The following is a 23,706-nucleotide window of genomic DNA, read 5'->3' as shown; positions in this document are numbered from 1 at the left end:
CTGCAGGGAAAGAAGACAAGTCAAACGGGAAGTAAAAAGAGAAAACGAAAAGTGGCGGACTCCCGAAGAAGTCCGCCCGAAATGAAGGCCAGAAGGAGCCTATGACGAAACTGAACAGTGTTTCCCTTCAATCTCGGCCCTCATGGTAGTCAGTCCCCTCCACTCCAGGCAAATCCGCACCACCGATTAGCCGCATCAATACTGCAAATACTTCTCCAAGCAGGGCATCGGCCCTCTCGCGTTTGGTGCAGGATCGCGCCAAACGCCCTCTCCGTGCGGGTTTCGCGCATCATGCGGGTGCACCATGCACAAGCCTGCGTGCCATCCCGGAGCAGCCTAATCATTATTACTAATATTCATTCGGCCAATTCCTAAATAGAATTTGACCCTGATTTGACCCAGGACGACACTCAGCTACCTCCTTTCAACCAAAGTGGTGTGCCATGAATTCGATCACGCTCGATGTTTATCCCGTCCAGAAAAAAATCGTCACCGCTGCCCCTCCGCATGCGGACTCTCCCGAAATGGATACGCTCATTGCGGAAGTGACTGCGCGCCGCGACGAGTTCGACCAGTTGGGCCACGTGCCACGCGACATCGTGGCCACCATGAAGAAGGCCGGCATCTTCCGCAGCGGCACGCCGCGCAAGTTCGGTGGCGAAGCGTTGGCCCCGGCGCCCTTCCTGGCCATGGTCGAACGCATCTCCAAGGCCGATGGCTCGGCCGGCTGGGTCGCGGCCTTCGGTTCGGCCAATACCTATCTCGCCGCCCTGCCCATCGAAACGCAGCGCAAGATCTACGCAAGCGGCCCCGACCAGGTCTATGCCGGCGGCCTCTATCCGCTGCAGGAAGCCAAGGCCGTCCCCGGCGGATGGGAAATTACCGGGCGCTGGCACTTCGCCAGCGGCTGCAAGGGCGCAGACTGGATCGGCGTGGGCATCAAGGACACCAGCGGCCCGGACGACGGTACGCAAAAGCCCGCGCTCATGGCCGTGATGCCGGCGTCTGAAATCGAGATCGTGGACAACTGGAACGTGGTCGGCATGCAAGGCACCGGCAGCCACGATACCCGCCTCAAGGACAAGTTCGTGGCCCACGAATGGACCTGTGCCCGTGGTGCGGCCGGCCTCATCGATGAGCCGCTGTATCGCTATCCGGCCCTGGCCTACCAGGCTGAAGTGCATGCAGCCGTCAATATCGGCCTGGCGCGCGCCGCACTGGACATCGTCACCGACATGGCCGGTGGCGCCAAGATCATGCCGGGTGCGCTGCGCCTGTCGGACCGCGCGTATTACAAGATCAAGCTCGGCGTCTCCGAAGCCAAGTGGCGCAGCGCCCGCATGTTCTTCTACGACGCCTGCGAACAGGCCTGGGAACAGATCGTGGCGGGCAACCCCGTCACCGAAGAGATCGACATGATGCTCAAGCTCTCGGCCACCTATGCCGCGCGGGTCTCGATGGAAGTCGTCAACGACGCCTACCAGGCTGCCGGCATGGCCGCCATCCAGCGCACCCACCGCCTGCAGCGCATCGTGCGTGATGCGATGGTGGTGACGCAGCACGCGGCACTGTCGGAATTGAATTACGAAAGCGCTGGCGCGCTTTTTGCAAAGCTGGGGATCAAGCGCTGATGCGCCTCCCCTCCTGAAAATTGCCTGCGCTCATGCCTGCGCTGCAGGCGCAAGCGCACCCCGTGTTTTGCCTTTGTTACTGCCGTGCCTGCCATCTCCACTGGCGTTTCACCAACTTTACAAAGAGGACCCAGCCGTGACCCACTCCACCGTTTCGCCACAACGCCGCAAGCTGCTGCTCGGCGCCGCCTCGATGCTCGCCGCAGGCGCTGCGCCCGCCTTGCCAGCCCTGGCCCAGGGCGCGCCCGTCATCATCGGCGTCGGCGCTGATCCCGTCTTCACGGCCTTCTACGTCGCCGCCAACGAAAAGCTCTTCGCCAAATACGGCGCCCCCAACGTCACCGTGCAGTCCTATACCGACGGCGGCGAAGCGCTCAACGCGCTGGTGGCCAACCAGGTGCAGCTGGGCTGTGCCGGCGAACCCACGCACATCGTGCGCCTCTCGCGCGCCGAACTGCGTCCGCTGGCCGTGACCTATCAATCCAAGACCTACGTCAAGCTGGTGGCACGCAAGGCCATCACCTCGGCCGACAAGATCAAGAAGTTCGGCATCGTCGCCGGCTCGGTCTCGGAATACGTCACCGGCCTGACCCTGAAGACCCTCAACATCGATGCCACCAAGGTAGAGATGGTGCGCTCCGGTCCGCCGGAACTGCCCGCCCTGCTGGCCCGTGGCGACATCGATGCCTACTTCGTCTGGGAACCGTGGCCCACGCTGGGCGTGCAGCAAGGCGGCCACATCCTCATGACCGCCGGCGACGTCGGCTACACCAGCACCCTGTGGCTCTCGGCCAATGCCAACTGGCTGGCCGCCAACAAGGAAGTGGCCGGCAACATCCTCAAGGCCCTGGCCGAAGCCTCCGAGATCACCCGCAAGGATCCGCCGCGCGCGGCGCAATCGGTGCAGGCCATCACCCGCATCCCGGTACCGCAGACCTTGAATTCGCTCAAGGACATGGAGCCCATCGTGCGCGACTTCACCGACACCGATCTCAAGACCGCCAACGCCATTGGCGAATTCCTGCTGTCGAAACAGGCCATCAAGGCGCCGGTGGACATGAGCAAGATCCTGCAACGCGGTTTCTACAAGGGGTAAGCCATGGGACATGGATCTTCAGTTTCCATCAAGCGCGTCGGCCTGACCATCGGCAAGAACGAGATCATGGCCGGCATCGACCTCGATATCCGCGCAGGAGAATTCATCTGCCTGCTGGGCCCCTCGGGGTGCGGCAAGTCCACCCTGCTCAATGCGATTGCGGGCTTCCAGGATGTCGCCGGCGAGATCAGCGTGGCCGGCAAGCGCGTCAAGGGACCGGGGCTGGATCGCGGCGTCGTGTTCCAGTCGTCCGAGGCGCTGTTCCCGTGGCTGTCGGTGCGCGAAAACGTCGAGTACGGTCTCAAGCTGCGCGGCATCCCGGCCGCTGAACGCCGCTCTGCCGCCGAGCGCTATGTCTCGCTGGTCGGCCTGAAACACGCCATCGACAAGTTCCCGGCCGAGCTCTCCGGCGGCATGCGCCAGCGTGCGCAGATTGCCCGGGTGCTGGTCAATGAACCCTCGGTGGTGCTGATGGATGAGCCCTTCGGCGCCCTCGATGCGCAGACCCGCGAGGTGCTGCAAAGCGAGCTGGACCGCATCTGGAAAAGCACCGGCTGTACCATCGTCTTCGTCACCCACGACATCTGGGAAGCCATCCTGCTGGCCGACCGCGTGGTGACCATGACGGCCGGTCCGCGCGCCCACATCAAGACCATCGAAGAAGTCGACCTGCCGCATCCGCGCGATCCGGCCGACCCCGCCTGCATGGCACTGTATGCCCGCATCCGCGACGACATCGGTGCAGAAGTTACGCGCGTACTGCGCGCACAAGGTTTGATTGAAGAGGAATCCGTACAATGACCCAGCTCACACAGACAGCCTCCCCGACGGCACAAGAGTCGGCCATGCCATCCAACCTGGGTCGTCGCATGAAAGCAGCCCGTCCTTTCCTGATCTCGGTGGTCGCCATCGTCGGCGGCCTGGTGTTGTGGCAACTGGTCTCGATGACCACCTCGCCGCTGTTCCTGCCCTCGGTCTCGATGACCTGGGCCGCCGCGCTGGAACTGATTGCCGACGGCACCCTGCAGCAATCGGTGCTGGCCTCCTCCGGGCGCATCCTGGCCGGCTGGGGTGCGGGTGTGGCCATCGGCGTACCACTGGGCATCTTCATGGGCCGCTTTGACCTGGTGCGGCAATTGCTCGATCCCTACATCGAGTTCTTCCGCTTCATCCCGCCGATCGCTTTCGTCACCCTGGCCGTGATCTGGCTTGGCCCCGGCGAACTATCGAAGATCGCGCTGATCTTCTACACCACGGTGTTCATCGTCACGCTCAACACCATCGCCGGCGTGCAAGCGGTAAACCCGCTGCGCCTGCGTGCAGCGGCCTCGCTGGGTGCCGGCCAATGGAAGATCCTGACTACCGTGATCCTGCCCTCGACCGTGCCCTTCATGGTCACCGGCGCCCGCATCGCGATGGGCAATTCCTTCCTGACGGTGGTCTCGGCGGAAATCGTCTCGGCCCGCGAAGGCTTGGGCGCCCTGATCTGGACGGCGCGCAACTTCAGCCGTACCGAGTGGGTGTTCGTGGGCATCATCGCGCTGGGCCTGCTGGGCTACCTGTTTGACCGCGTCCTGCGTATCGCTACCCGCAAGCTGCTGGCGCGCTACCTGTAAGCCCCAAGCCCCTCCTCGCGGCGATGCACTGATCGCCGCTGCCAACCCTGCGCTTGTATGCAGGGTTGGCTTTTCCCATCCATACAAGATCAAGATCACGAGAGACCAGGCACCATGACCGACTTCACCCAGGAAATCCAGCAACTCAAACGCCGCCTCGACATCCTCGAAGCCGAGGCCGACATTCGCCGCATCCAGGCGCGCTACATGTTCCTGTGCGACACGCCCTGCCCCGAGCCGGTGGCCGATGACGCCGAACGCATCGAGAAGATCCTCGAGCTCTATGCCGAAGACGCCATCTGGGAAGGCGTCGGTTCCTACTACGAGGGCCAGTTCGGCCAGGCCGTCGGCAAGGATGCGATCCGCAAGCACTTCCAGGCCTTCTGGGGCCAGAAGAAAGATCCGGAACTGCTCTTGAACGTGCACTACCTGACCTCGGAACAGATCCACGTCAATGCCGAATGCACGCATGCCGATGGCCAGTGGGTGCACTGCCAGCCCTGGATCTTCGGCGACGGCTCCTCGCTGCTGCGCTCCAGCCGGCTCAACAACCTGTTCAAGAAGGTCGACGGGGTGTGGAAGATCGCGCGCACCCGTACCGAGAACGTGTTCGTGGCACCGCTGGCCTCCGGCTGGGCCAACAATGTGCCGACCTATTCGGTGCTGATGAAGTAACGAAGCGCTGGAATCTTCAAACGATACAAATCAAACGATACAAATCATTTATATCGTTTGGTGATGCACGCTGCCGTTCGTTGTAACTGAGTTGACCGGGAAGAGGCTGCGCCCTCTTCACCGCGTCGGAAAGCCATTCCCATGCCTCCTGCCCATCCCGTCCTCCTGCGCCAGTTCATCCCCACCAGCGCCGGCCCGCTGCACGTCGCCAGCATGGGCGAAGGATTGCCCGTGCTGCTGCTGCACCAGACTCCGCGTTCCTGGGACGAATTCCGCGACGTGCTGCCGCTGCTGGCGCAGCGCTACCGGCCCATCGCCATCGACACGCTTGGCTTTGGCGACTCCTGCAAGCCGCCGCCGGCTGAGCACAGCATCGAGCGCTGGGCCAGCCTCGCCTTGGAAGTGATGGACCAGCTGGGCATCCGCAAGGCCGCCGTGGTCGGCCACCATACCGGTGCCGTCACGGCCATGGAAATCGCGGCGTCGGCTCCTGAGCGGGTGGTGGCGCTGGTGCTGTCTTCCTGTCCCTACAACGACGCAGCACGGCGCAGCGCCCACGCGGGCAAGCGCACCGTGGACGATGTGGAGGTGCGCAGCGATGGCGCGCACCTGCAGGAGCTGTGGCAGCGCCGCGAGCCCTTCTATCCGCAAGGCGACACCGACCTGCTGACACGCTTCATGGTCGATGCCCTCAAGGCCGGAGCGATGGCCTCGCATGGCCATATCGTGGTGCGCAACTATCACATGGAAGATCGCATCGGCCTGGTCCGCGCGCCCACGCTGGTGTTGCGGGCAGGGCGCGATCCCCACGCTGCGCCCTACAGCGAACGTATCGCTCAGGCCATTGCCGGCAGCCAGTGGCTGACACTGGAGGACGGCATGGTCCCCATGCCGGACCAGATGCCAGACCTCTTTGCAGCAGCGGTGATGGATTTCCTGCAGCGCAGTTGCTGACGCTTACTCGCGGGTGAAAGCGTAATCGCGCTCAACCTTGCAGATCCGTGTCTTGTAGGCCTCGTACCATTGCTTGCGTCCCAGGCGCTGGGCCAGCTGGTGGTCGAGGTCGCGTTTCCACGCAGCGATGGCCTCCAGGCTCGCCCAGTAAGACACGGTGATGCCCACCCCTTCGCGCGCCGACTCCAGCCCCAGGAAACCGGGCTGGCGCGACGCCGCCTCCACCATGGCTTCGGCCATCTCGCCATAGCCATTATCGCCCTCCGTGCGCAGGGAAGTGAAGATGACGGCGTAGTAGGGAACGTCTCCGGTGACGGCAATGCTCATGATGTGACTCCAGTACGGGGAAGAATCAGGCGTTCTCGGCCTCGCGTCCGAACATTTCGATGAGCAGGCTGCGCAGCCACTGGATGCCCGAGTCCGCCGAGAAGCGCGTATGGGTGTAGATGCTCACCGGGATGCGCGGCATTTCCAGCGGCAGGTCCAGCAGCACGCAGGCCTCATCGACGTTGTGGCGCTCGGCGATGCTGCGCGGCAGGAACAGCGCCAGGTCGGTACCGCGCACGATCTGCGGGGCCACCGTGAAGTGCGGCATGCGCAAGGCGAAATCGCGCTTCACGCCGGCGTTGCGCAGCACATCCTCGGCCAGCTGGTGGCCGGTGATATTGGTGTTGGCGTAGACGTAGCGCAGCTGCAGCAGGCTCTCCATGGTCAGCGGCTCGCTGGCCTGGGGATGGATCTTGCGCAGCATGCACACGTAGTCGTCATTGAGTACCAGCTGGCTCTGGCAATCCTCGGGCAGGCCCGGCAGGTAGCCGAAGGCCAGGTCGATGTCGCCATTGCGCATGGCTGCGCCCAGGTTTTCCATGGCCATCTGCTGCACTTCGATGGAGACGTGCGGCGCGGCGTGGGCCAGTTCTTCCATCAGCAAGGGCAGCACGTGGCTGCACGACATGTCCGACATGACCAGGTGGAAGGTCCGCGTGGCCGTGGCCGGATCGAAGCTGGCGTGGGTATGCAGGGCCTCGTGGATGATGCCGAGGGCGCGGGCGATGGGCTCATGCAGCCGGATCGCTGTTTCGGTGGGCACCATGGCGCTGGTGCTGCGCACGAAGAGCGGATCATCGAACATTTCGCGCAGGCGGCGCAGGGCGTGGCTCACGGCGGGCTGGGTCAGGTGCAGGCGGTCGGCGGCAGCGGTGAGGCTGCGCAACTCCCAGATGACGATGAAGGTCTTGAGCAGGTTCAAGTCCACTGCGCCGATATTCATTTGCTTCATGCGGAACATTCCAGACAATCATTTGACCCGCCATTTGTGCAGGGTCTATTGTTCATCCCAGGACGCAGGCTTTCATAGGCGATGCGTTCTCCCTCTCACCTGCTGATCGACATCCGCCAGACGGCGCCGCAGACGACATTGCTGATGGCGCAAAGGATACGAAGCCTTGTGCCGGATGTCATCTCTTTTTTGGACGGACCTACCATGAAGCAAGATTTTCGCGACGCCATGGCGCGTCTCTCGGCTGCGGTCAACATCATCACCACCGATGGTCCTGCAGGACGCGCAGCCATGACGGTGAGCGCCGTCAGTTCGGTCTCCGACGACCCGGCCACGGTGCTGGTGTGCATCAACGTCAAGAGTGCAGCCCATCCCATCCTGGTGGGCAACGGACGGCTGTGCATCAACATCCTGGCCGGTCATCACGAAGACGTGGCGCGCATGATTGCCGGCATGACCGGGCTGGCGGCCGAAGAACGCATGGCGCAGGTGGGCTGGGAGACCGGTGACTACGGCCAGCCGGTGTTGCCCGATGCACTCGCGGTGCTGGAGGGCGACATCGTGCTGCAGCAACAGGCGGGCACGCACAGCGTGTTGTTCGTGGAGATCCGGCACATCCGCCTGGCCGCATCGCAAGCCGATGGGCTGGCTTATTTTGGAAGGCGCTTTCACCGGATTGCGGCGGAGGTGGCGTTGGCGGCGTGAGGCAAGCGCTGCAGAGCCCGCTCCGTCATAAAAAAAACCGCCCAGCAAGCTGAGCGGTTTCCACGAAGTCACAAGCACGTAGCAGCCCTACACCGCCAACTGCTGCATATGCCGGTTCACCGCCTCCAGCACGATGGCATCCACGCCCTCTCCCTGGGTCTTCTCGATATGCGCCAGGAAGGCCTTGCGCATGCGCGGCTCCCAGAAGCGCTTGAGGTGCGAGGCCAGGTCGGCCATGGCCTGGTCGCGGTCCGGCATGGTGGAAAAGAAACTGCCAATCTGGTTGGCCATCTTGACCAGGTGTTCGGTATTCATGATGCGTCTCCTCCTGCTTTGTTCATCGATTGTCCGTCAACTCTTCATCCGCGCCGCCGGTTCACCGCAAGCGCTGCGGCCGCGCATACACCACGTGGCCCTGCTTGCGCACGAAGCCCAGCAGCGTCACATCCGTCTCGTCGGCCAGCCGGATCGCCAAGGCGGTCGGGGCTGACACGGCGGCGATGAACCCGATGCCGACCGTGGCCGCCTTCTGCACCATCTCGTAACTGGCACGGCTGGTGATGATGGCCGCACCCTGTGCAAAATCGGCACCCTCTTCTGCCAGCGCGCCAATGAGCTTGTCCAGCGCATTGTGGCGGCCCACATCCTCGCGGACCAGCACGATGCGGCCGGAAACATCCATCCACGCCGCCGCATGCGTGGCACCGGTGGCCTGCTGCAATTGCTGCCCGGCCTGCATCTGCTCGAAGGCCGCATGCACCTGCTCCACCGAAAACACCGCGCCACCGCGCACTGCCTGCGGATGCCGCACCGCCTGCTCCAGCGTCTCCGCACCACACAGCCCGCAGCCGGTACGCCCGGTGAGGTTGCGGCGTTTTTCCTTGAGCGCCACGAAGCGCTCGGTGGCGATGCGCATCTGGACCTGCACCCCTTCGCAGCCGGGGACGATCTCGCATTCATACAACTCGCCCGGGGCGGCCAAAATGCCTTCGGTGAGCGAAAAGCCCAGCGCAAAATCTTCCAGGTCGGCGGGCGTGGCCATCATCACGGCGTGCGAGATGCCGTTGTATTCGAGGGCGATGGGGACTTCCTCGGCGACTACATCCTCGACCGTCTCGCGCTGGCCATCGCGCCAGCGATCCACTTGCACGCGGGCGAAGGTGGCGTAGTCGCCGGTGGTGTCGTCAATGAGGGGGCTGCTGCTGTTGCGTGGGTTCATGCTGTCCTGCCTGATGCGGATGGGTTGGGCTCGTGTCTGCGGAAATCATGCCGGCACGAGCCCATCGGGCCCGTACCGCTTACTTCGTCACCAAGGGTTCCGCCGGCGCCTCGCCCTTGAGCAGATCAAGCTGCGCACGGTTGAAGCGCTCGTAGTGCTGCTGCCATTGCGAGGGCTGCGTCACCGGCATCACCTGCACCGCCGTCACCTTGTACTCGGGGCAGTTGGTGGCCCAGTCGGAGTTGTCGGTGGTAATGACGTTGGCACCCGATTCGGGGAAGTGGAAGGTGGTATAGACCACCCCCGGCTGCACCTTCTCGGTCACCGTCGCCCGCAGCACGGTCTGGCCTGCACGCGACTCCACGCCGACCCAGTCGCCCTCGCGGATGCCACGGTCCTCGGCATCGTGCGGGTGGATTTCCAGCCGGTCTTCGCTATGCCATTGCGAGTTCTCGGTGCGGCGCGTCTGCGCACCCACGTTGTACTGAGACAGGATGCGGCCGGTGGTCAGGATCAGCGGGTAACGCTGCGTCACCTTCTCGTCGGTGGCGAAATACTGCGTGTTGATGAACTTGCCCTTGCCGCGAATGAAGCTGCCCACGTGCATGATGGGCGTGCCTTCCGGCGCTGCCTCGTTGCAGGGCCACTGGATGCTGCCGAGTTTCTCCAGCTTGTCGTAGCTCACACCATGGAAGCTGGGGGTCAGGGCGGCGATCTCGTCCATGATTTCCGAGGGGTGATTGTACGGCATCGGATAACCCAGCGCTTCGGCCAGGGCCACCGTGACTTCCCAGTCGGACTTGCCGGCCTTGGGCGGCATCACCTTGCGCACGCGCGAGATGCGGCGCTCGGCGTTGGTGAAGGTGCCATCCTTTTCCAGGAAGGACGAACCAGGCAGGAAGACGTGCGCATACTTGGCCGTTTCGTTCAGGAACAGGTCCTGCACCACGATGCATTCCATGGCCTGCAAGGCCGCTGCCACGTGCTGGGTATTCGGGTCCGACTGGACGATGTCTTCCCCTTCGCAATACAGGCCCTTGAAGCTGCCATCGAGGGCCGCATCGAACATGTTGGGAATGCGCAGGCCCGGCTCCGGATTGAGCGTCACGCCCCAGGCCTGTTCAAACTGGCCGCGCACGGTGGAATCCGAAATGTGGCGATAGCCCGGCAGTTCATGCGGGAAGGAACCCATGTCGCAGGAGCCCTGCACGTTGTTCTGTCCGCGCAGCGGGTTCACGCCCACGCCTTCGCGGCCGACGTTGCCGGTGCACATGGCCAGGTTGGCGATGCCCATCACGGTGGTCGAACCCTGCGCATGCTCGGTCACACCCAGGCCGTAATAGATCGCAGCATTGCCGCCGGTGGCATACAGGCGAGCCGCGCCACGGATGATCTCGGCGGGCACGCCGGTGATGGCAGCCATGGCTTCGGGCGAATTGTCTTCGCGCAGGACGAATTGCTTCCAGTCCTGGTACGACTGCAGGTCGCAGCGTTCCTGGATGTAGGACTCGTTCTGCAGGCCTTCGGAGAGGACCACATGGGCCAGCGCCGTGATGATGGCGGTGTTGGTGCCGGGGCGCAGCTTCAGGTGATAGTCCGCCTTCAGGTGCGGCGACTTGACCATCTCGGTGGTGCGCGGATCGATCACGATCAGCTTGGCGCCCTGGCGCACGCGGCGCTTGATCTGCGAAGCAAACACCGGATGGCCGGCCGCCGGATTGGCGCCCATGATGAGGATGACGTCGGACTTCATCACCGATTCGAAGGTCTGCGTCCCGGCCGATTCACCCAGCGTCTGCTTGAGGCCATACCCGGTCGGCGAGTGGCAGACGCGGGCGCAGGTATCGACGTTGTTGTTGCCGAAGGCGGCACGTACCAGTTTCTGGACCAGGTAGGTTTCTTCGTTGGTGCAGCGGGAAGAGGTAATGCCGCCGATGGAATCCTTGCCATGCTTGGCCTGGATGCGGCGGAACTCGCTGGCCGCGTACGACAGCGCTTCCTCCCACGACACTTCGCGCCAGGGATCGTTGATGCTCTTGCGGATCATGGGGTTGAGGATGCGGTCCTTGTGGGTCGCATAGCCCCAGGCGAAGCGGCCCTTGACGCAGGAGTGGCCCTGGTTCGCCTTGCCGTCCTTGTACGGCACCATGCGCACGACTTCATTGCCTTTCATCTCGGCCTTGAAGGAGCAGCCCACACCGCAATAGGCGCAGGTGGTGACCTTGCTGTGCTCGGCCTGGCCCAGCATGATGACGGTCTTTTCCGTCAGGGTCGCGGTCGGGCAGGCCTCCACGCAGGCACCGCAGGAGACGCATTCGGATTCCATGAAGGCTTCCATCTGCCCGGCCGACACGCGCGACTCGAAGCCGCGGCCATTGATGGTCAGCGCAAAGGTGCCTTGCGTTTCTTCGCAGGCCCGCACGCAGCGGTTGCAGACGATGCACTTGGAAGGGTCATAGGTGAAATAGGGATTGGATTCATCCTTCTTCATCTGGATGTGGTTCTCGCCCTCGTAGCCATAACGCACTTCGCGCAGGCCGACCACGCCGGCCATGTCCTGCAGTTCGCAGTTGCCGTTGGTGGGACAGGTCAGGCAATCCAGCGGGTGGTCGGAGATGTAGAGTTCCATCACGCCACGACGGATCTCGGCCAGCTTGGGGGTCTGCGTCTGCACCTTCATGCCCGGCTCGCAGGGCGTGGTGCAGGAGGCCGGATAGCCCTTCATCTTGCGGCCATCCTTTTCGATTTCCACCAGGCACAGGCGGCAGGAACCGAAGGGCTCCAGAGTGTCGGTGGCGCACAGTTTAGGGACGTTGATGCCGGCCTCGACCGAGGCGCGCATGACCGAGGTACCGGCCGGGACCGTCACGGCCACGCCGTCGATCTCCAGCGTGACCATCTGTTCCGAGGCACGTGCGGGGGTGCCGTAATCCGTTTCGTTGAGCTGGTTCATGGTGCAACTCCTTGCATTCGATGAGCGCTGGTGCGCTGATTCGCTGATGGGGTCAGGCTGCCTGTTCGCCGGGCGCGCCGAAGTCTTCGGGGAAATGGTTCAGGGCCGACAGCACCGGGAACGGCGTCATGCCGCCCATGGCGCAGAGCGAACCGTTGACCATGGTGTCGCACAGGCTCTTCAACAGGTGGATCTGCTGCGGCCGTTCCTGGTTGGCGATGATCTTGTCGATCACTTCCACGCCGCGCGTGGAGCCGATGCGGCAAGGGGTGCACTTGCCACAGGATTCGACTGCACAGAATTGCATGGCGTAGCGGGCCTGTTTGGCCATATCGACACTATCGTCAAACGCCACCAGCCCGCCATGCCCGATCATCGCGCCGATCGCGGCGAAAGCTTCATAGTCGAGCGGCGTATCGAATTGCGAGGGCGGAAGGTACGCCCCCAGCGGCCCGCCCATCTGCACCGCGCGAAGCGGACGTCCCGAGGCACTGCCGCCACCGAAGTCTTCCAGCAGCTGGCGCAGCGTCAGGCCGAACGCCTTCTCCACCAGGCCACCTTGCCTGATGTTGCCAGCCAGCTGGAATGGCAGCGTGCCGTGCGAGCGCCCTACTCCGTAGTTCTTGTAGTAGTCCGCACCGCGCGCCAGGATGACCGGCACCGAGGCCAGCGAGATCAGGTTGTTGATCACGGTCGGCTTGCCGAACAGGCCTTCGATGGCCGGCAGCGGCGGCTTGGCGCGCACCACGCCGCGCTTGCCTTCGAGGCTTTCCAGCATGGCGGTTTCTTCGCCGCAGATGTAGGCCCCGGCACCCTTGCGCACTTCCAGACGGAAAGATTTACCGGAACCGAGGATGTCATCTCCCAGGTAGCCACGTTCGGTGGCGATGGCGATGGCTTCGTTCATCGTGGCAATCGCATGCGGATATTCGGAACGCACGTAGACGTAGCCCTCGGTCGCCCCCACCGCGACGGCGGCAATGGTCATGCCTTCGATCAGCGTGAAGGGATCGTCTTCCATGATCATGCGGTCGGAGAAGGTGCCGGAGTCGCCCTCATCGGCATTGCAGACCACGTACTTCTGCGAGGCCGGTGCGCGCAGCACGGTCTGCCACTTGATGCCGGTCGGGAAGGCCGCACCACCCCGGCCACGCAGGCCGGAATCGATCATCTGCTGGACGATGGCCTCCGGTGTCTTGGCCAGCGCATTCTTCAATCCGGCATAACCTTCATGCGCCAGATAATCCTCCAGCGAGAGCGGATCGATGATGCCGACCCGCGCGAAGGTCAGGCGCTCCTGGTTCTTGAGGAAGCCGATTTCTTCAGTCAGGCCCAGGTGCAGCTTGTGCTGGCCTCCGGTGAGCAGGCCCGCATCGAAGAGTCCGCTGACATCCTCGGGCGCCACCGGCCCATAGGCCACGCGCCCGGCTGCGGTGGCCACTTCCACCAGCGGCTCCAGCCAGAACATGCCGCGCGAGCCGTTGCGCACCAGCTTGATGGACAGCCCGCGCTGTTGCGCTTCGGCGGCGATGGCGGCGGCGACTTCATTGGCGCCCAGGGCCAGCGCGGTGGAGTCGCGCGGGACGTAAATGGTCACGGGTTCGTGCGTGCTCATCATGCCTCCCGCTTGGCCTGGATCAGGCGCTTGAATTTGTCTGCATCGACGCGGGCGTGCAGCTCGTCGTCGAGAGTGAGATTGGGACCGATGGCGCACTGGCCCAGGCAATACACCGGCTCCAGCGTGAACTGGCCATCGGCGCTGGTTTCATGGAAACCGCAGCCCAGCACGTTCTGCGCGTGCTCGGCCAGGGCTTCGCTGCCGCGCGCCTGGCAGGCCTCGGCGCGGCACACCTGCACCACGTGGCGACCGGCCGGTTCCTGCCGGAAGAAGTGATAGAACGAGATCACGCCATGCACCTCGGCGCGCGAGACGTTCAGCTCGCTGGCGATCATCGGGACCGCATCGGCCGGGATGTAGCCGACCTTGTCCTGGATACCGTGCAGGATGGGGAGCATGGCACCGGCCATGTCCTTGCGCTCGGCGATGATGCCGCGCACCGCCGCCACGTCGAAAACCTGTTGCCGCTTCATTGTTGCCTCCTGTGTTGCTTCAATGCGGACCTTGTCCTTCTCCCGGAGGATCTCCTGCGGACCGCGCAAATGACGAATGAAAGGAAATGGCCGCGCCTAGGGAGGTGCGGCCTGGGGAAAGCAGATCAGGGGATGGGAAGAACAATGCGGCGGCATGACGCTGCCCCGGTGAAGGGCGCGCACGGCCGTGCGAGATGAACCAGCTTGTCTCCGTTGTTGCATGTTCTCCCTGCCTTGATGGGTTGGTGTGAACACTGCGGATGCTGGCCTGCCCTTACCGGGGGACGGGCCATGCTCCTGTTTTTTGATAGTCGCTGACACAAGCCGCCCTGGTTCACGGGGCCATGGCAGCTTGTGTCAGCGGCTTTCGCCGCTGCGGTCCTGCGTGCAGGCCGGGTGGAGCCGGCCTGCGGATGATACGAGATGGCTTGACTGATTCTTTACAAAACTGCGTAACCGAACAATCAAGCAGTCAATTAGCTTTTACCTAATCAACGGAACAGCACGGCCGACTTCTGCAGCACCAGGGTGATACCCCAGATCAGCGGAATGCCAACGGCCGCCCAGGCCAGGCCGATGACGACCGGGTTGCCGCCGCTGCCGATCTGCGACATGTCGCCCAAACCGGCGGTGACGGCTGCGTCGGCCGCCGACTTTTCGTGGGCCAGCTGCTTTTCACGGGCCAGTTCTTCCGGCGTCATGAAGTGCTTGGCCGCGACCGGGCGGATCAGCAGGTTGCAGATCAGGCCCAGCACCAGCATGCCGGCCAGGATGTACATGGTGGTGTTGTAGACCTCGTTCTTGGGCATGCCCAGGGACAGCTGGTACTCACGCATGTAGTTCACCACCACCGGACCCAGGATGCCGGCGGTTGCCCACGCGGTCAGCAGGCGGCCGTGGATGGCGCCCACCATCTGGGTGCCGAACAGGTCGGCCAGGTAAGCCGGGACGGTCGCGAAGCCGCCGCCATACATCGACAGGATGATGCAGACTGCGCCCACGAACAGCGGGATGTTGCCTGCCTTGGCCGACCACGGCAGGCTCACGTAGAGCACGAAGCCCAGCACGAAGAAGATGGCATAGGTCATCTTGCGGCCGAAGAAGTCCGAGCACGACGCCCAGGCGAAACGGCCACCGATGTTGAACAGCGAGATCAGGCCCGTGAAGCCGGCAGCCAGTGCCGCGATACCGGCCTTCTGCTCGACCGACAGGTCATTGAAACCGATGTCCACGCCCAAGAGCTTGCCGCCGAAGACTTCCTGCAGCATCGGCGAAGCGATGCCGATGACGCCGATACCGGCCGATACGTTCAGGCAGAGCACCAGCCACACCAGCCAGAACTGGGGAATGCCCCAGACCTTGGAGACGTGCACGTGGTTCTGGGTGATCATGGTCGCCGAGGACTTGGCCACCGGCGGGGTCCAGCCAGCCGGCTTCCAGCCGGTGGGCGGCACACGGTAACCGAAGGCACCGGCCATCATGAAGACGAAGTAGATCACGGCCATGACCACGAAGGTTTCCCACACGCCCACGGAAGTGGGGGAGGCAAACTTCTTCATCAGCGCATCGGCCAGCGGGGTGCCGACCAGCGCGCCACCGCCGAAGCCCATGATGGCCATACCGGTGGCCATGCCGCGACGGTCAGGGAACCACTTGATCAGGGTCGACACGGGCGAAATGTAGCCCAGGCCGAGGCCGACGCCACCGATGACGCCCGAGCCCAGCCACATCAGCCAGATCTGGTGCGTCTTCACGCCCAGGGCCGAGATCAGCAGGCCGCCGCACCAGCAGATGGCCGCCACGACACCGGCCTTGCGGGGACCGGCGTGTTCCAGCCAGCCGCCCCACAGCGCAGCGGAGATGCCCAGGAGGACGAAGAACATCGTGTACATCCAGCCCAGCATGGAAATCTTCCAGTCACAGGTGGACGAGAAAACCTGCGCGAAGAAGCCGATATCGGCGCCACAGGCGATGGGGGCCGTCACGCCCAGGGCCTTGGACAGCGGCAGCCAGAACACGGAGAAACCGTAGGCCATGCCGATGCAAAGGTGGATTGCGAGAGCTGCTGGCGGTACCAGCCAGCGATTGAAGCCAGGCTTGGCGACTGTATGTTCCTTGTTCAGGAAATCGAAAGCCATTATTCCTCCGAATATTTTATGAGTGTGTGATGGGGTAAATCGAAGGAAGGATTGCATCGCAAAGCCGGTAGGGCCAGATCGTGACACTGGCCCATCTTTGCGGCGATATCCTTCTCTTTTAATTTATTTATTTATGTACAACACCGCATATATTTTCTATCATTTATGCAGAGTGACGCGAAATTATCACCGATAATCGGCCGTTTCAATATGCTTTCTTTCACATAAATGTTCAAAGTCCACATCAAACCTCACTGGGAAATCGCCTATGACAACGAGGCGGCGCTGGACACGGCCAACTTGTTGACGCTGCTCACTGCGATCCAGCAGAGCGGCTCGATTGCGCGTGCCGCGCAATTGACTCGCTATTCTTATCGGCATGCCTGGGGCCTGTTGCGCGAGGCCGAGCGCCTGTTCGGCAACGCCTTGATCGAAAGCGGGCGTGGCCGTGGCACCACACTGACCGATTTCGCCAGCAAGCTGCTGTGGGCAGATCGCCTGGTGACGGCGCGCCTGTCCCCCACCCTGGACAGCCTGGCCTCGGAACTGGAAGTGGAACTGGGCAAGACCGTGGAAGGCAAATCGGAAAAGGTGCGCCTGAACGCCAGCCACGGCTTTGCGGTGGCGGCGCTGCTCAACAAGATCAATGAAGCGCGCCTGCCGGTGGAAGTGCGCTATCGCCACAGCACCGATGCCGTGGCGGCGCTGTCGCGCCAGGAATGCGACCTGGCGGGCTTCCACGTGCCGCTGGGCGAGTTCGAGAAACCGGCCATCGCCACCTATGCCAAGTGGCTCAACAAGCGCAGCGATTGCCTGATCCACCTGGCCATCCGCAACCAGGGCCTGTTCATCGAACCGGACAATCCCAAGGGCTTGCGCGGCCTGGCCGACCTCACGCGTAGCGACCTGCGCTTCGTCAATCGTGAAGCCGGTTCGGGCACGCGCATGCTGCTGGAACTGATGCTCAATGGCGCCGGCATCGCCCACAAGAAGATCAACGGCTTCGAGAACACCGAGTTCACCCACTCGGCGGTGGCCGCCTTCATCGCCAGCGGCATGGCCGATGTCGGCTTCGGGGTGCAGACGGCGGCGCAACGCTTCGGGCTGGGCTTCATCCCGCTGGTGCGCGAGCGCTACTTCTTCGCACTGCCGGCGGCCTCGCTGCAGGATCCGCTGATCCGCTCGGTGATCGACATCCTGCAATCGGACAGTTTCCGCAAGGTGGTCAACAACCTGGCCGGCTATGACGCCACCGACATGGGCAAGATCCAGACCATCAAGGAAGCGTTCGGCTAAACCGCCACGCTGCACCAAGCGCCGCTTGTGGGCAGCCGGCCAAGCGGCTACACTCGCGCCCCTGGCCTGCTGCCGTCCTGGCAGCAGGCCAGTTTTCCTTCGCTGCCACCGTCCCACTGCGCCATGAATTCCGCTGCAAGCCTTTCCCCCGCCCTGTCTCCCGTCCTGCCCGCCCTGACCGGAATGGATGCGCGCCTGCTGCGCCTGCTCGACGCCGTCCTCGATGAAGCCCACCTGGCGCGCGCCGCCGCGCGCGTGGGCCTGCCGCTGCCGGCCGCTGCCAGTGCACTGGAACGATGCCGCCAGTTGCTGCGTGATCCGCTGCTCGAAGACGGCGGCACGCAGATGCGCCTGACGGCCAAGGCGCAAGCGCTGCGCGAAACGGTGCGCCAGATGCTGGCCGGCGATGCCGATGCGCCGGCGGCCAGCCCCACGCAGCAGTTGTCATCGCAAGCCGCAGTGACGCAGCGCGTGCGCATCCTCATGCCGGACTATCCGGCGCAAGTGGTGGCGCATGCGCTGTACCAGGAGCTGGCCACGGCCGCGCCCGCACTGGACCTGGAATTCCAGACCTGGCTGGGCGACGCCGACGCCAGCACCCGCCTGGAACGCGGCCAGACCGACCTGGTGCTGGGCAGTGCCGCGCCGAGCGGCCAGGTGCGCGGGCGCGAAGTGCTGCAGGAGCGCTGCGTGGCCGTCATGCGGCGCGATCATCCGGCCGCCCATTCGCTGACGCTGGCGCGCTGGCTGGCGTATCCGCACCTGCAGATCGCCTGCCACGACAGCCTCAACCGCATGATGGACGAGCAGGTCGCCATGCAGGGGCTGCGTCGACGCGTGGGCATGGTGATCCCGAATTTCCTGATGGCCCCGGCCCTGTTGCAGGACTCGGACCTGATTGCGGTCATGCCCATGCATTGCGTGCCGGCCGCTACTGCGGCGCATCCGGTGGCGCTGGCCTGCCTGCGCCCGCCGCTGCCGCTGGAGGCGCCACCGCTGCGCTTGCTGCAGCATCGCCGCCACGCGGAAGATGCCTCGGTGGCGCTGGTGGCGCAGGTGCTGGAACGTCTGGTGCGACTGCGCTTCGAGGGGCGTTGAACGCAAGTCTCGCCGCCCTTTGGCACCACCTCCCCCGTTCGGACTGAGTAGCCGCACAGCGGCGTATCGAACACGCACCGTGCGCAGCGCCTTCGATACGCGCCTGGCGGCGCTACTCAGTCCGAACGGGGAAGTGGAAGATTCAGAGAGGCGATCTGCTCACACCGTCGCCGACGACGCCGTCACATCCAGGTGCTTCTGCAGGAAGCGCACGCATTCCCGCACCTTGGCCGAATTCTTCAACTGCATCGGATAGACCGCACACAGGTCGGCCTCCTGGAAATACTGCGGCAACACCCGCACCAGCCGTCCGCGCTTGAGGCTGTCAGCCACATCCCAGATCGAACGCAGGATGATGCCGTGCCCATCCACCGCCCACTGGTGGATGATCTCGCCGTGGTTGGAGGCCAGCCCGCCCGACACCTTCACGGTCTCCTGCCCCTTGGGCCCCATCATGCGCCAGATCCCGAAGGACTGGTTGCGCTCGCGGATCACCAGGCACTGGTGCTGGCGCAGCGCGGCCAGGTCAGCGGGCGCGCCATGTTTCTTGAGATAGGCCGGACTGGCGCACAGCACGCGCTGGCTGGGCAGGATGCGCTTGGAGAACAGGTGCGGCTCATGCCCCGCACCCACCCGGATATCCAGGTCGATGCCTTCGTTGACCAGGTCGATCTGCCGGTCCACCAGCTCCAGCTGTATCTTCAGTTCCGGATGTTCGCTGGCAAAGCGCGACAGCAAGGGCGACACCACCTTGCGCCCCAGGCCGAAACTGGTACTGATCTTCAACAGTCCGCGCGGCACGCGCTTGGCGCTGCTGACGGTTTCCATCATCTGCTCGACATCATCGAGGATCTTGCGCGCCCATTCGTGGACGTTGCCGCCATCTTCGGTCATGACCACGCTGCGCGTGGTGCGATGGAACAGGCGCACACCCAGTGCCTGCTCCAGCAGGGCGATGCGCTTGCTGATGTAGGCCGGCGAGGCGCCGACTTCGCGCGCCGATTCGGCAAAGTTGCTGTGGCGGGCCACCACGCAGAACAGGCGCAGGTCTTCGAGCAGGGGAGAATTGTTCACGATGTGTAGGCATTGGAGTCCACGATCCGTGGATTATAGTGCCATGCCAGTCATCCATTGCACGCTGGCGATACGCGGCGCATCGCCAGCGCAAGCGAGCAATCTCCCGCAAGCGCCGGAAATGTGGCAGTCTTGCGCAATCGCAACGAATTATCTTGGAGCAGCAGCATGAGCCTCATCGACGAGCAGGAACTCCCGCCTGATCTTCCCCATATCCAGCGCATCGAAGTCAACCAGCTGCAATGCCTGCGCGTGCAGACCGAGCGCGCCGAACTGCTCATCGCCGAGCAAGGTGCGCAGGTGCTGCGCTACCAGGTGCACGGACAGGAACCGGTGATCTGGATGAGCGAGGAAGCCGCCTTCGAGGCCGGCAATTCGGTGCGCGGCGGCATCCCCGTGTGCTGGCCGTGGTTCGGCGACCTCATGCGCAATCCGCCGCAGGTACAGGCCCTGCACGCCGGTGGCCGCCTGCCGGCGCACGGCCTGGTGCGCGGCATCCCCTGGCTGCTGATGGAAAACGCCATCGAAGGCGACACCGTACGGCTGGTGCTGGCCATCCCGCCCACGACCGAATCGCCCGCCCTGCGCCACCTGCCGCCTGGTATCGAACTGCGGCTGGAGATCCTGCTGGACGATCGCCTGCATCTCAAACTCACCACCCGCAATGGCAGCGAACAGCACATCGCCTTGACCCAGGCGCTGCACAGCTACTTTGCCGTCAGTAGCATCCACAACGTGACGGTCGATGGCCTCGAAGGCCGCCGCTACATCGAAACCCTGGAAGGCTGGGCCGAGCGGGAGCAGAAGCGCCCCCTGGTGGTCAGCAGCGAGACCGACCGCATCTACCTGGACCTGCCGCCGCACCTGGCCATCCGCGACGACGGCTGGAACCGCCGCATCCACATCGAGGCCAGCGGCTCGACCTCGGCGGTGGTGTGGAACCCCTGGGTGAGCAAGGCGCGCCGCCTGTCGCAGTTTGCCGATGATGCCTGGCAGCGCATGCTGTGCATCGAGACCGCCAACGTGATGGAGGACCTGGTGGAGCTGGAACCGGGCGCCGAACACACCATGGGCGTGAGCATCTGGGGCGAGACCCTGGGCGGTTGAAGCCGCCCTTGCAGCAGACGCCCCCGGAGAAGGCAGTGCCGTGATGACGGCACTGCCTTTTTTCATGGTTGACGTTTTCTGCACTGTTCACGAATCGTGTTTTATAAAATCACCAGTTCGTGGATGATCCCGGGCAGGAAGCGATTTATGATGGCTGCACTTGATAGATCCGGCCAGCCGGTTTTCCCTTTCTCCAGAGGAGCAGCAACGATGAGCAAGACCCACAAGATCGCCGTGATCGCCGGTGACGGCATCGGCCAGGAAGTGATGCCGGAAGGCCTGCGCGCGGTCGAGGCCGCCAGCAAGAAGTTCGGCATCGACATCGAGTTCACCCATTTCGACTGGGCGCACTGCGGCTATTACGCGCAGCACGGCAAGATGATGCCCGATGACTGGTTCGATCAGTTGAAGGGTTTTGAAGCCATCTTCTTCGGCGCGGTCGGCTGGCCGGCCACGGTGCCGGACCACGTTTCGCTGTGGGGCTCGCTGCTGAAGTTCCGGCGCGACTTCGACCTCTACGTCAACCTGCGTCCGGTGCGCCTGATGCCGGGCGTGCCCTGCCCGCTGGCCAACCGCAAGCCGGGCGACATCGATTTCTACGTGGTGCGCGAGAACACCGAAGGCGAATACTCCGCCATCGGCGGCCGCATGTTTGAAGGCACCGAGCGCGAGACCGTGATCCAGGAATCGGTGTTCAGCCGCAAGGGCACCGACCGCATCCTGAAGTTCGCCTTCGACCTGGCGCAGAGCCGTCCCAAGAAGCACCTGACCTCGGCCACCAAGTCCAACGGCATCGCCATCACCATGCCCTACTGGGATGAGCGCGTGGAAGCCATGGGCGCCAAGTATCCCGACGTGCGCCGCGACAAGTACCACATCGACATCCTGACCGCGCACTTCGTGCTGAACCCGGATCGCTTCGATGTGGTGGTGGCTTCCAACCTGTTCGGCGACATCCTCTCCGACCTCGGCCCGGCCTGCGCCGGCACCATCGGCATTGCGCCCTCGGCCAACATCAACCCCACGCGCGAGCTGCCGTCGCTGTTCGAGCCGGTGCACGGTTCGGCACCGGACATCTTCGGCAAGAACATCGCCAACCCGGTGGCCACCATCTGGTCCGGCGCGATGATGCTGGACTTCCTGGGCAATGGCGAAGGCAAGTATCGCCAGGCGCACGACGCCATGCTGGCGGCCATCGAGGAGGTGCTGGTCAACGGACCGACCACGCCGGACCTGGGCGGCAAGAGCAATACCACCGAAGTGGGCCGCGCGATTGCTGCGGCGATCTGATTGCTGACCGGTCTGTATTGCAGCAACAAGTGGCTCGCCTGGTGCGGGCCATTTTTTCGTGCGGGGATTTCATGCGGTGCGGCCATGTTCAATCGTAAAGGGCATGTTAGGATGGCCGCACTTTCATTTTTCGCGATCGATGAGTTGGACATGGCTGCAAGCCTGCGCATGACAGGACACCGCTTGCTGGCGGAGCTGCTCTTCTGGAGCATCACGCTGGTGCTGTTGCTGGAAGACGATGTCGCCATGCTGGCCATGATGCTGACCTGACGCGGCGCCCTGCCCGATATGGATCCACGCTTTTCTTCTTTCTTCTCCGCGCCACGCCTGTCCCTGCTGCTGGCCACCGTACTGGCTGCGGCCAGCCTGCCGGCGCATGCCGAGTGGATGCCGCTGGGGGAGAACAACATCGGCAGCTTCTTCATCGACAAGAGCAGCATCGTCAGCACCCGCAGCGTGCGGCAGGCGCAGATCCTGCTGAACTGGAACCGTCCGCAGCTGCTGATGGGCCAGGGCAGCAAGACGTATTACCTGTCGGAGGTCTCGACCGCCTATTTTGACTGCACGGCCCGCCAGCTCGGTTTTGGCAGCCGCAAGATGTATGCGCAGCCTGATGGACAAGGCCAGTTGCTGCTGGCGCCGCAGCTGGCGTATTCGGACGTGAAGCTGCAGGATCCCATTCCCGGCTCGACCGGGGAGCGGGCCATTGAGGCGGTGTGCGGTAAATAATTTCCGTGGAGGCGTGACCGGGCGCTTGAAGGGCTTGCTCCGGAATGCGAAATCGGTAATAATCGCTGGCTCGCGTCGCCGGGATGGCGGAATAGGTAGACGCACGGGACTCAAAATCCCGCGCCGCAAGGCGTGCCGGTTCGATTCCGGCTCCCGGCACCAGTAGATTTCAGGGATTAGGTATCAAGGAAGATATCCGGCTATACCGAGTCACTCCCTAAAGTTGACCAATTTTGACCTGGTCAATCTTCAAAAAGCGCCTGAAGTAGTTCGGTATATTTCGGTACATCGAGCTTCATGCTTGCATATCTGCAAGCTGATAAATTACTTCGCATGCTGGCTTCCTCTCCTCAACTGTCGACCAATCAAAGCGGGCTATCTGCCTCAACAAGCTTTATGGCTTGCTGATGACGCTTGTCTTTGTAGCATTGGTGCTGGGAAAGCTCGGATTTCTTGTCACTGCGATTTCGCCTGTTTTGCTGGTAATGGTGGTGACGCTGGGCTGCTTGATTTTTTCCTATGCGTACCGCCTTTCCAGGTCCGCCACCCCACGGCCAGCGCCGTCGTAGTAGCGCATCTGTCCCTGGCCGATTTTGTCTACCCATTTCAGGTAGAGATGATCCTTGGCTGTTGAATTGCATTTAAATCTGACCCACTTTCCTCGGAAATTTGCATCCTAAGTTGACCCATGTTTAGACCACAATCCTGCTCATGATAGCGAGCGGGAGAACGGAGTGATAAACGTGGCCCTACTT

At 63.3% G+C, this 23,706-nt stretch carries 21 protein-coding genes and 1 tRNA gene; 13 read left to right on the top strand and 9 right to left on the bottom strand.

Features of this window, described 5'->3' with window-relative positions; genetic code table 11:
• Positions 1-443 precede the first annotated feature (443 nt).
• The 6 genes from FYB76_RS18170 (at position 444) to FYB76_RS18145 (ending at position 5,972) form a co-directional block, all read left to right on the top strand.
• Positions 444-1,631 carry an acyl-CoA dehydrogenase family protein gene (locus tag FYB76_RS18170; RefSeq protein WP_088756763.1) on the top strand — a complete coding sequence of 396 codons (1,188 nt, stop codon included), beginning with the start codon at positions 444-446 and terminating at the stop codon, positions 1,629-1,631.
• A gap of 136 nt (positions 1,632-1,767) precedes the next feature.
• Positions 1,768-2,727 (top strand): ABC transporter substrate-binding protein, encoded by a 960-nt coding sequence (locus tag FYB76_RS18165; RefSeq protein ID WP_284077855.1) that lies wholly within the window; start codon positions 1,768-1,770, stop codon positions 2,725-2,727.
• Positions 2,728-2,730: 3 nt separating this feature from the next.
• A complete protein-coding gene (locus tag FYB76_RS18160; protein ID WP_088756766.1) occupies positions 2,731-3,528 on the top strand; it encodes an ABC transporter ATP-binding protein in 798 nt (265 codons plus the stop codon).
• Complete coding sequence (locus tag FYB76_RS18155) at positions 3,525-4,343, top strand: ABC transporter permease (protein WP_154134543.1); 819 nt, start codon at positions 3,525-3,527, stop codon at positions 4,341-4,343. The genes FYB76_RS18160 and FYB76_RS18155 overlap by 4 nt, the downstream gene beginning before the upstream one ends.
• A 114-nt stretch (positions 4,344-4,457) precedes the next feature.
• The gene (locus tag FYB76_RS18150) at positions 4,458-5,018 is read left to right on the top strand and encodes a nuclear transport factor 2 family protein (protein ID WP_088756770.1); all 561 of its coding nucleotides are present in this window, start codon (positions 4,458-4,460) and stop codon (positions 5,016-5,018) included.
• Between the two features lie 141 nt (positions 5,019-5,159).
• Entirely contained in the window at positions 5,160-5,972 is an 813-nt protein-coding gene (locus tag FYB76_RS18145) for an alpha/beta fold hydrolase (protein ID WP_154134542.1), read from the top strand.
• Between the two features lie 3 nt (positions 5,973-5,975).
• Here the strand turns inward: FYB76_RS18145 and FYB76_RS18140 are convergent, their stop codons facing one another.
• Both FYB76_RS18140 and FYB76_RS18135 read right to left on the bottom strand, forming a co-directional pair.
• Positions 5,976-6,299 carry an antibiotic biosynthesis monooxygenase gene (locus FYB76_RS18140; RefSeq protein ID WP_154134541.1) on the bottom strand — a complete coding sequence of 108 codons (324 nt, stop codon included), beginning with the start codon at positions 6,297-6,299 and terminating at the stop codon, positions 5,976-5,978.
• A 25-nt stretch (positions 6,300-6,324) separates the two neighbouring features.
• Positions 6,325-7,251 (bottom strand): LysR family transcriptional regulator, encoded by a 927-nt coding sequence (locus FYB76_RS18135; RefSeq protein WP_154134540.1) that lies wholly within the window; start codon positions 7,249-7,251, stop codon positions 6,325-6,327.
• A gap of 204 nt (positions 7,252-7,455) precedes the next feature.
• On the opposite strand from FYB76_RS18135, the gene FYB76_RS18130 reads away from it, so the two are divergent.
• On the top strand, positions 7,456-7,956 hold the full coding sequence (locus FYB76_RS18130; RefSeq protein ID WP_154134539.1) for a flavin reductase: 501 nt from the start codon (positions 7,456-7,458) through the stop codon (positions 7,954-7,956).
• 87 nt (positions 7,957-8,043) lie between these two features.
• Here FYB76_RS18130 and FYB76_RS18125 read toward each other — a convergent pair whose 3' ends face one another.
• The 6 genes from FYB76_RS18125 to FYB76_RS18100 all read right to left on the bottom strand — a co-directional run bounded on the left by FYB76_RS18125 (position 8,044) and on the right by FYB76_RS18100 (position 16,357).
• Positions 8,044-8,271, bottom strand: coding sequence for a formate dehydrogenase subunit delta (locus FYB76_RS18125; protein ID WP_088757502.1), 228 nt, complete (start codon positions 8,269-8,271; stop codon positions 8,044-8,046).
• Between the two features lie 61 nt (positions 8,272-8,332).
• A complete protein-coding gene (gene fdhD / locus FYB76_RS18120) occupies positions 8,333-9,175 on the bottom strand; it encodes a formate dehydrogenase accessory sulfurtransferase FdhD (protein WP_154134538.1) in 843 nt (280 codons plus the stop codon).
• Between the two features lie 79 nt (positions 9,176-9,254).
• Positions 9,255-12,128, bottom strand: coding sequence for a formate dehydrogenase subunit alpha (gene fdhF, locus FYB76_RS18115; RefSeq protein WP_154134537.1), 2,874 nt, complete (start codon positions 12,126-12,128; stop codon positions 9,255-9,257).
• A gap of 52 nt (positions 12,129-12,180) precedes the next feature.
• Positions 12,181-13,743: an NADH-quinone oxidoreductase subunit NuoF gene (locus FYB76_RS18110; RefSeq protein WP_154134536.1), complete on the bottom strand. Its 1,563-nt coding sequence runs from the start codon at positions 13,741-13,743 to the stop codon at positions 12,181-12,183.
• Positions 13,743-14,219 (bottom strand): formate dehydrogenase subunit gamma, encoded by a 477-nt coding sequence (locus tag FYB76_RS18105; protein ID WP_154134535.1) that lies wholly within the window; start codon positions 14,217-14,219, stop codon positions 13,743-13,745. The genes FYB76_RS18110 and FYB76_RS18105 overlap by 1 nt, the downstream gene beginning before the upstream one ends.
• A 491-nt stretch (positions 14,220-14,710) precedes the next feature.
• A complete protein-coding gene (locus FYB76_RS18100; protein WP_154134534.1) occupies positions 14,711-16,357 on the bottom strand; it encodes an OFA family MFS transporter in 1,647 nt (548 codons plus the stop codon).
• A 228-nt stretch (positions 16,358-16,585) separates the two neighbouring features.
• Here FYB76_RS18100 and FYB76_RS18095 point away from each other — a divergent pair, with 228 nt between their 5' ends.
• Together FYB76_RS18095 and FYB76_RS18090 are read left to right on the top strand one after the other, a co-directional pair.
• Positions 16,586-17,653 (top strand): substrate-binding domain-containing protein, encoded by a 1,068-nt coding sequence (locus tag FYB76_RS18095; protein ID WP_088757497.1) that lies wholly within the window; start codon positions 16,586-16,588, stop codon positions 17,651-17,653.
• A gap of 123 nt (positions 17,654-17,776) precedes the next feature.
• Entirely contained in the window at positions 17,777-18,751 is a 975-nt protein-coding gene (locus tag FYB76_RS18090; RefSeq protein ID WP_229297021.1) for a LysR family transcriptional regulator, read from the top strand.
• A gap of 159 nt (positions 18,752-18,910) precedes the next feature.
• Here FYB76_RS18090 and FYB76_RS18085 read toward each other — a convergent pair whose 3' ends face one another.
• Positions 18,911-19,825, bottom strand: a complete 915-nt coding sequence (locus FYB76_RS18085; protein ID WP_088757494.1) for a LysR family transcriptional regulator — start codon at positions 19,823-19,825, stop codon at positions 18,911-18,913.
• 168 nt (positions 19,826-19,993) lie between these two features.
• Here FYB76_RS18085 and FYB76_RS18080 point away from each other — a divergent pair, with 168 nt between their 5' ends.
• From FYB76_RS18080 to FYB76_RS18060, 4 genes are all read left to right on the top strand, one after another.
• Complete coding sequence (locus FYB76_RS18080) at positions 19,994-20,932, top strand: D-hexose-6-phosphate mutarotase (RefSeq protein ID WP_154134533.1); 939 nt, start codon at positions 19,994-19,996, stop codon at positions 20,930-20,932.
• Positions 20,933-21,142: 210 nt separating this feature from the next.
• A complete protein-coding gene (locus FYB76_RS18075) occupies positions 21,143-22,222 on the top strand; it encodes a tartrate dehydrogenase (RefSeq protein ID WP_088757493.1) in 1,080 nt (359 codons plus the stop codon).
• A gap of 288 nt (positions 22,223-22,510) precedes the next feature.
• Positions 22,511-22,951 (top strand): surface-adhesin E family protein, encoded by a 441-nt coding sequence (locus FYB76_RS18065; RefSeq protein WP_088757492.1) that lies wholly within the window; start codon positions 22,511-22,513, stop codon positions 22,949-22,951.
• Between the two features lie 77 nt (positions 22,952-23,028).
• Positions 23,029-23,113: transfer RNA gene (locus FYB76_RS18060), tRNA-Leu, on the top strand.
• Positions 23,114-23,706: the final 593 nt, after the last annotated feature.

Source organism: Herbaspirillum sp. CAH-3, assembly GCF_009668275.1.
Taxonomy (GTDB): domain Bacteria; phylum Pseudomonadota; class Gammaproteobacteria; order Burkholderiales; family Burkholderiaceae_D; genus Herbaspirillum; species Herbaspirillum aquaticum.
The sequence above is the reverse complement of the archived record's forward strand: the minus strand, read 5'-3'. Positions and strand labels throughout refer to the sequence as shown.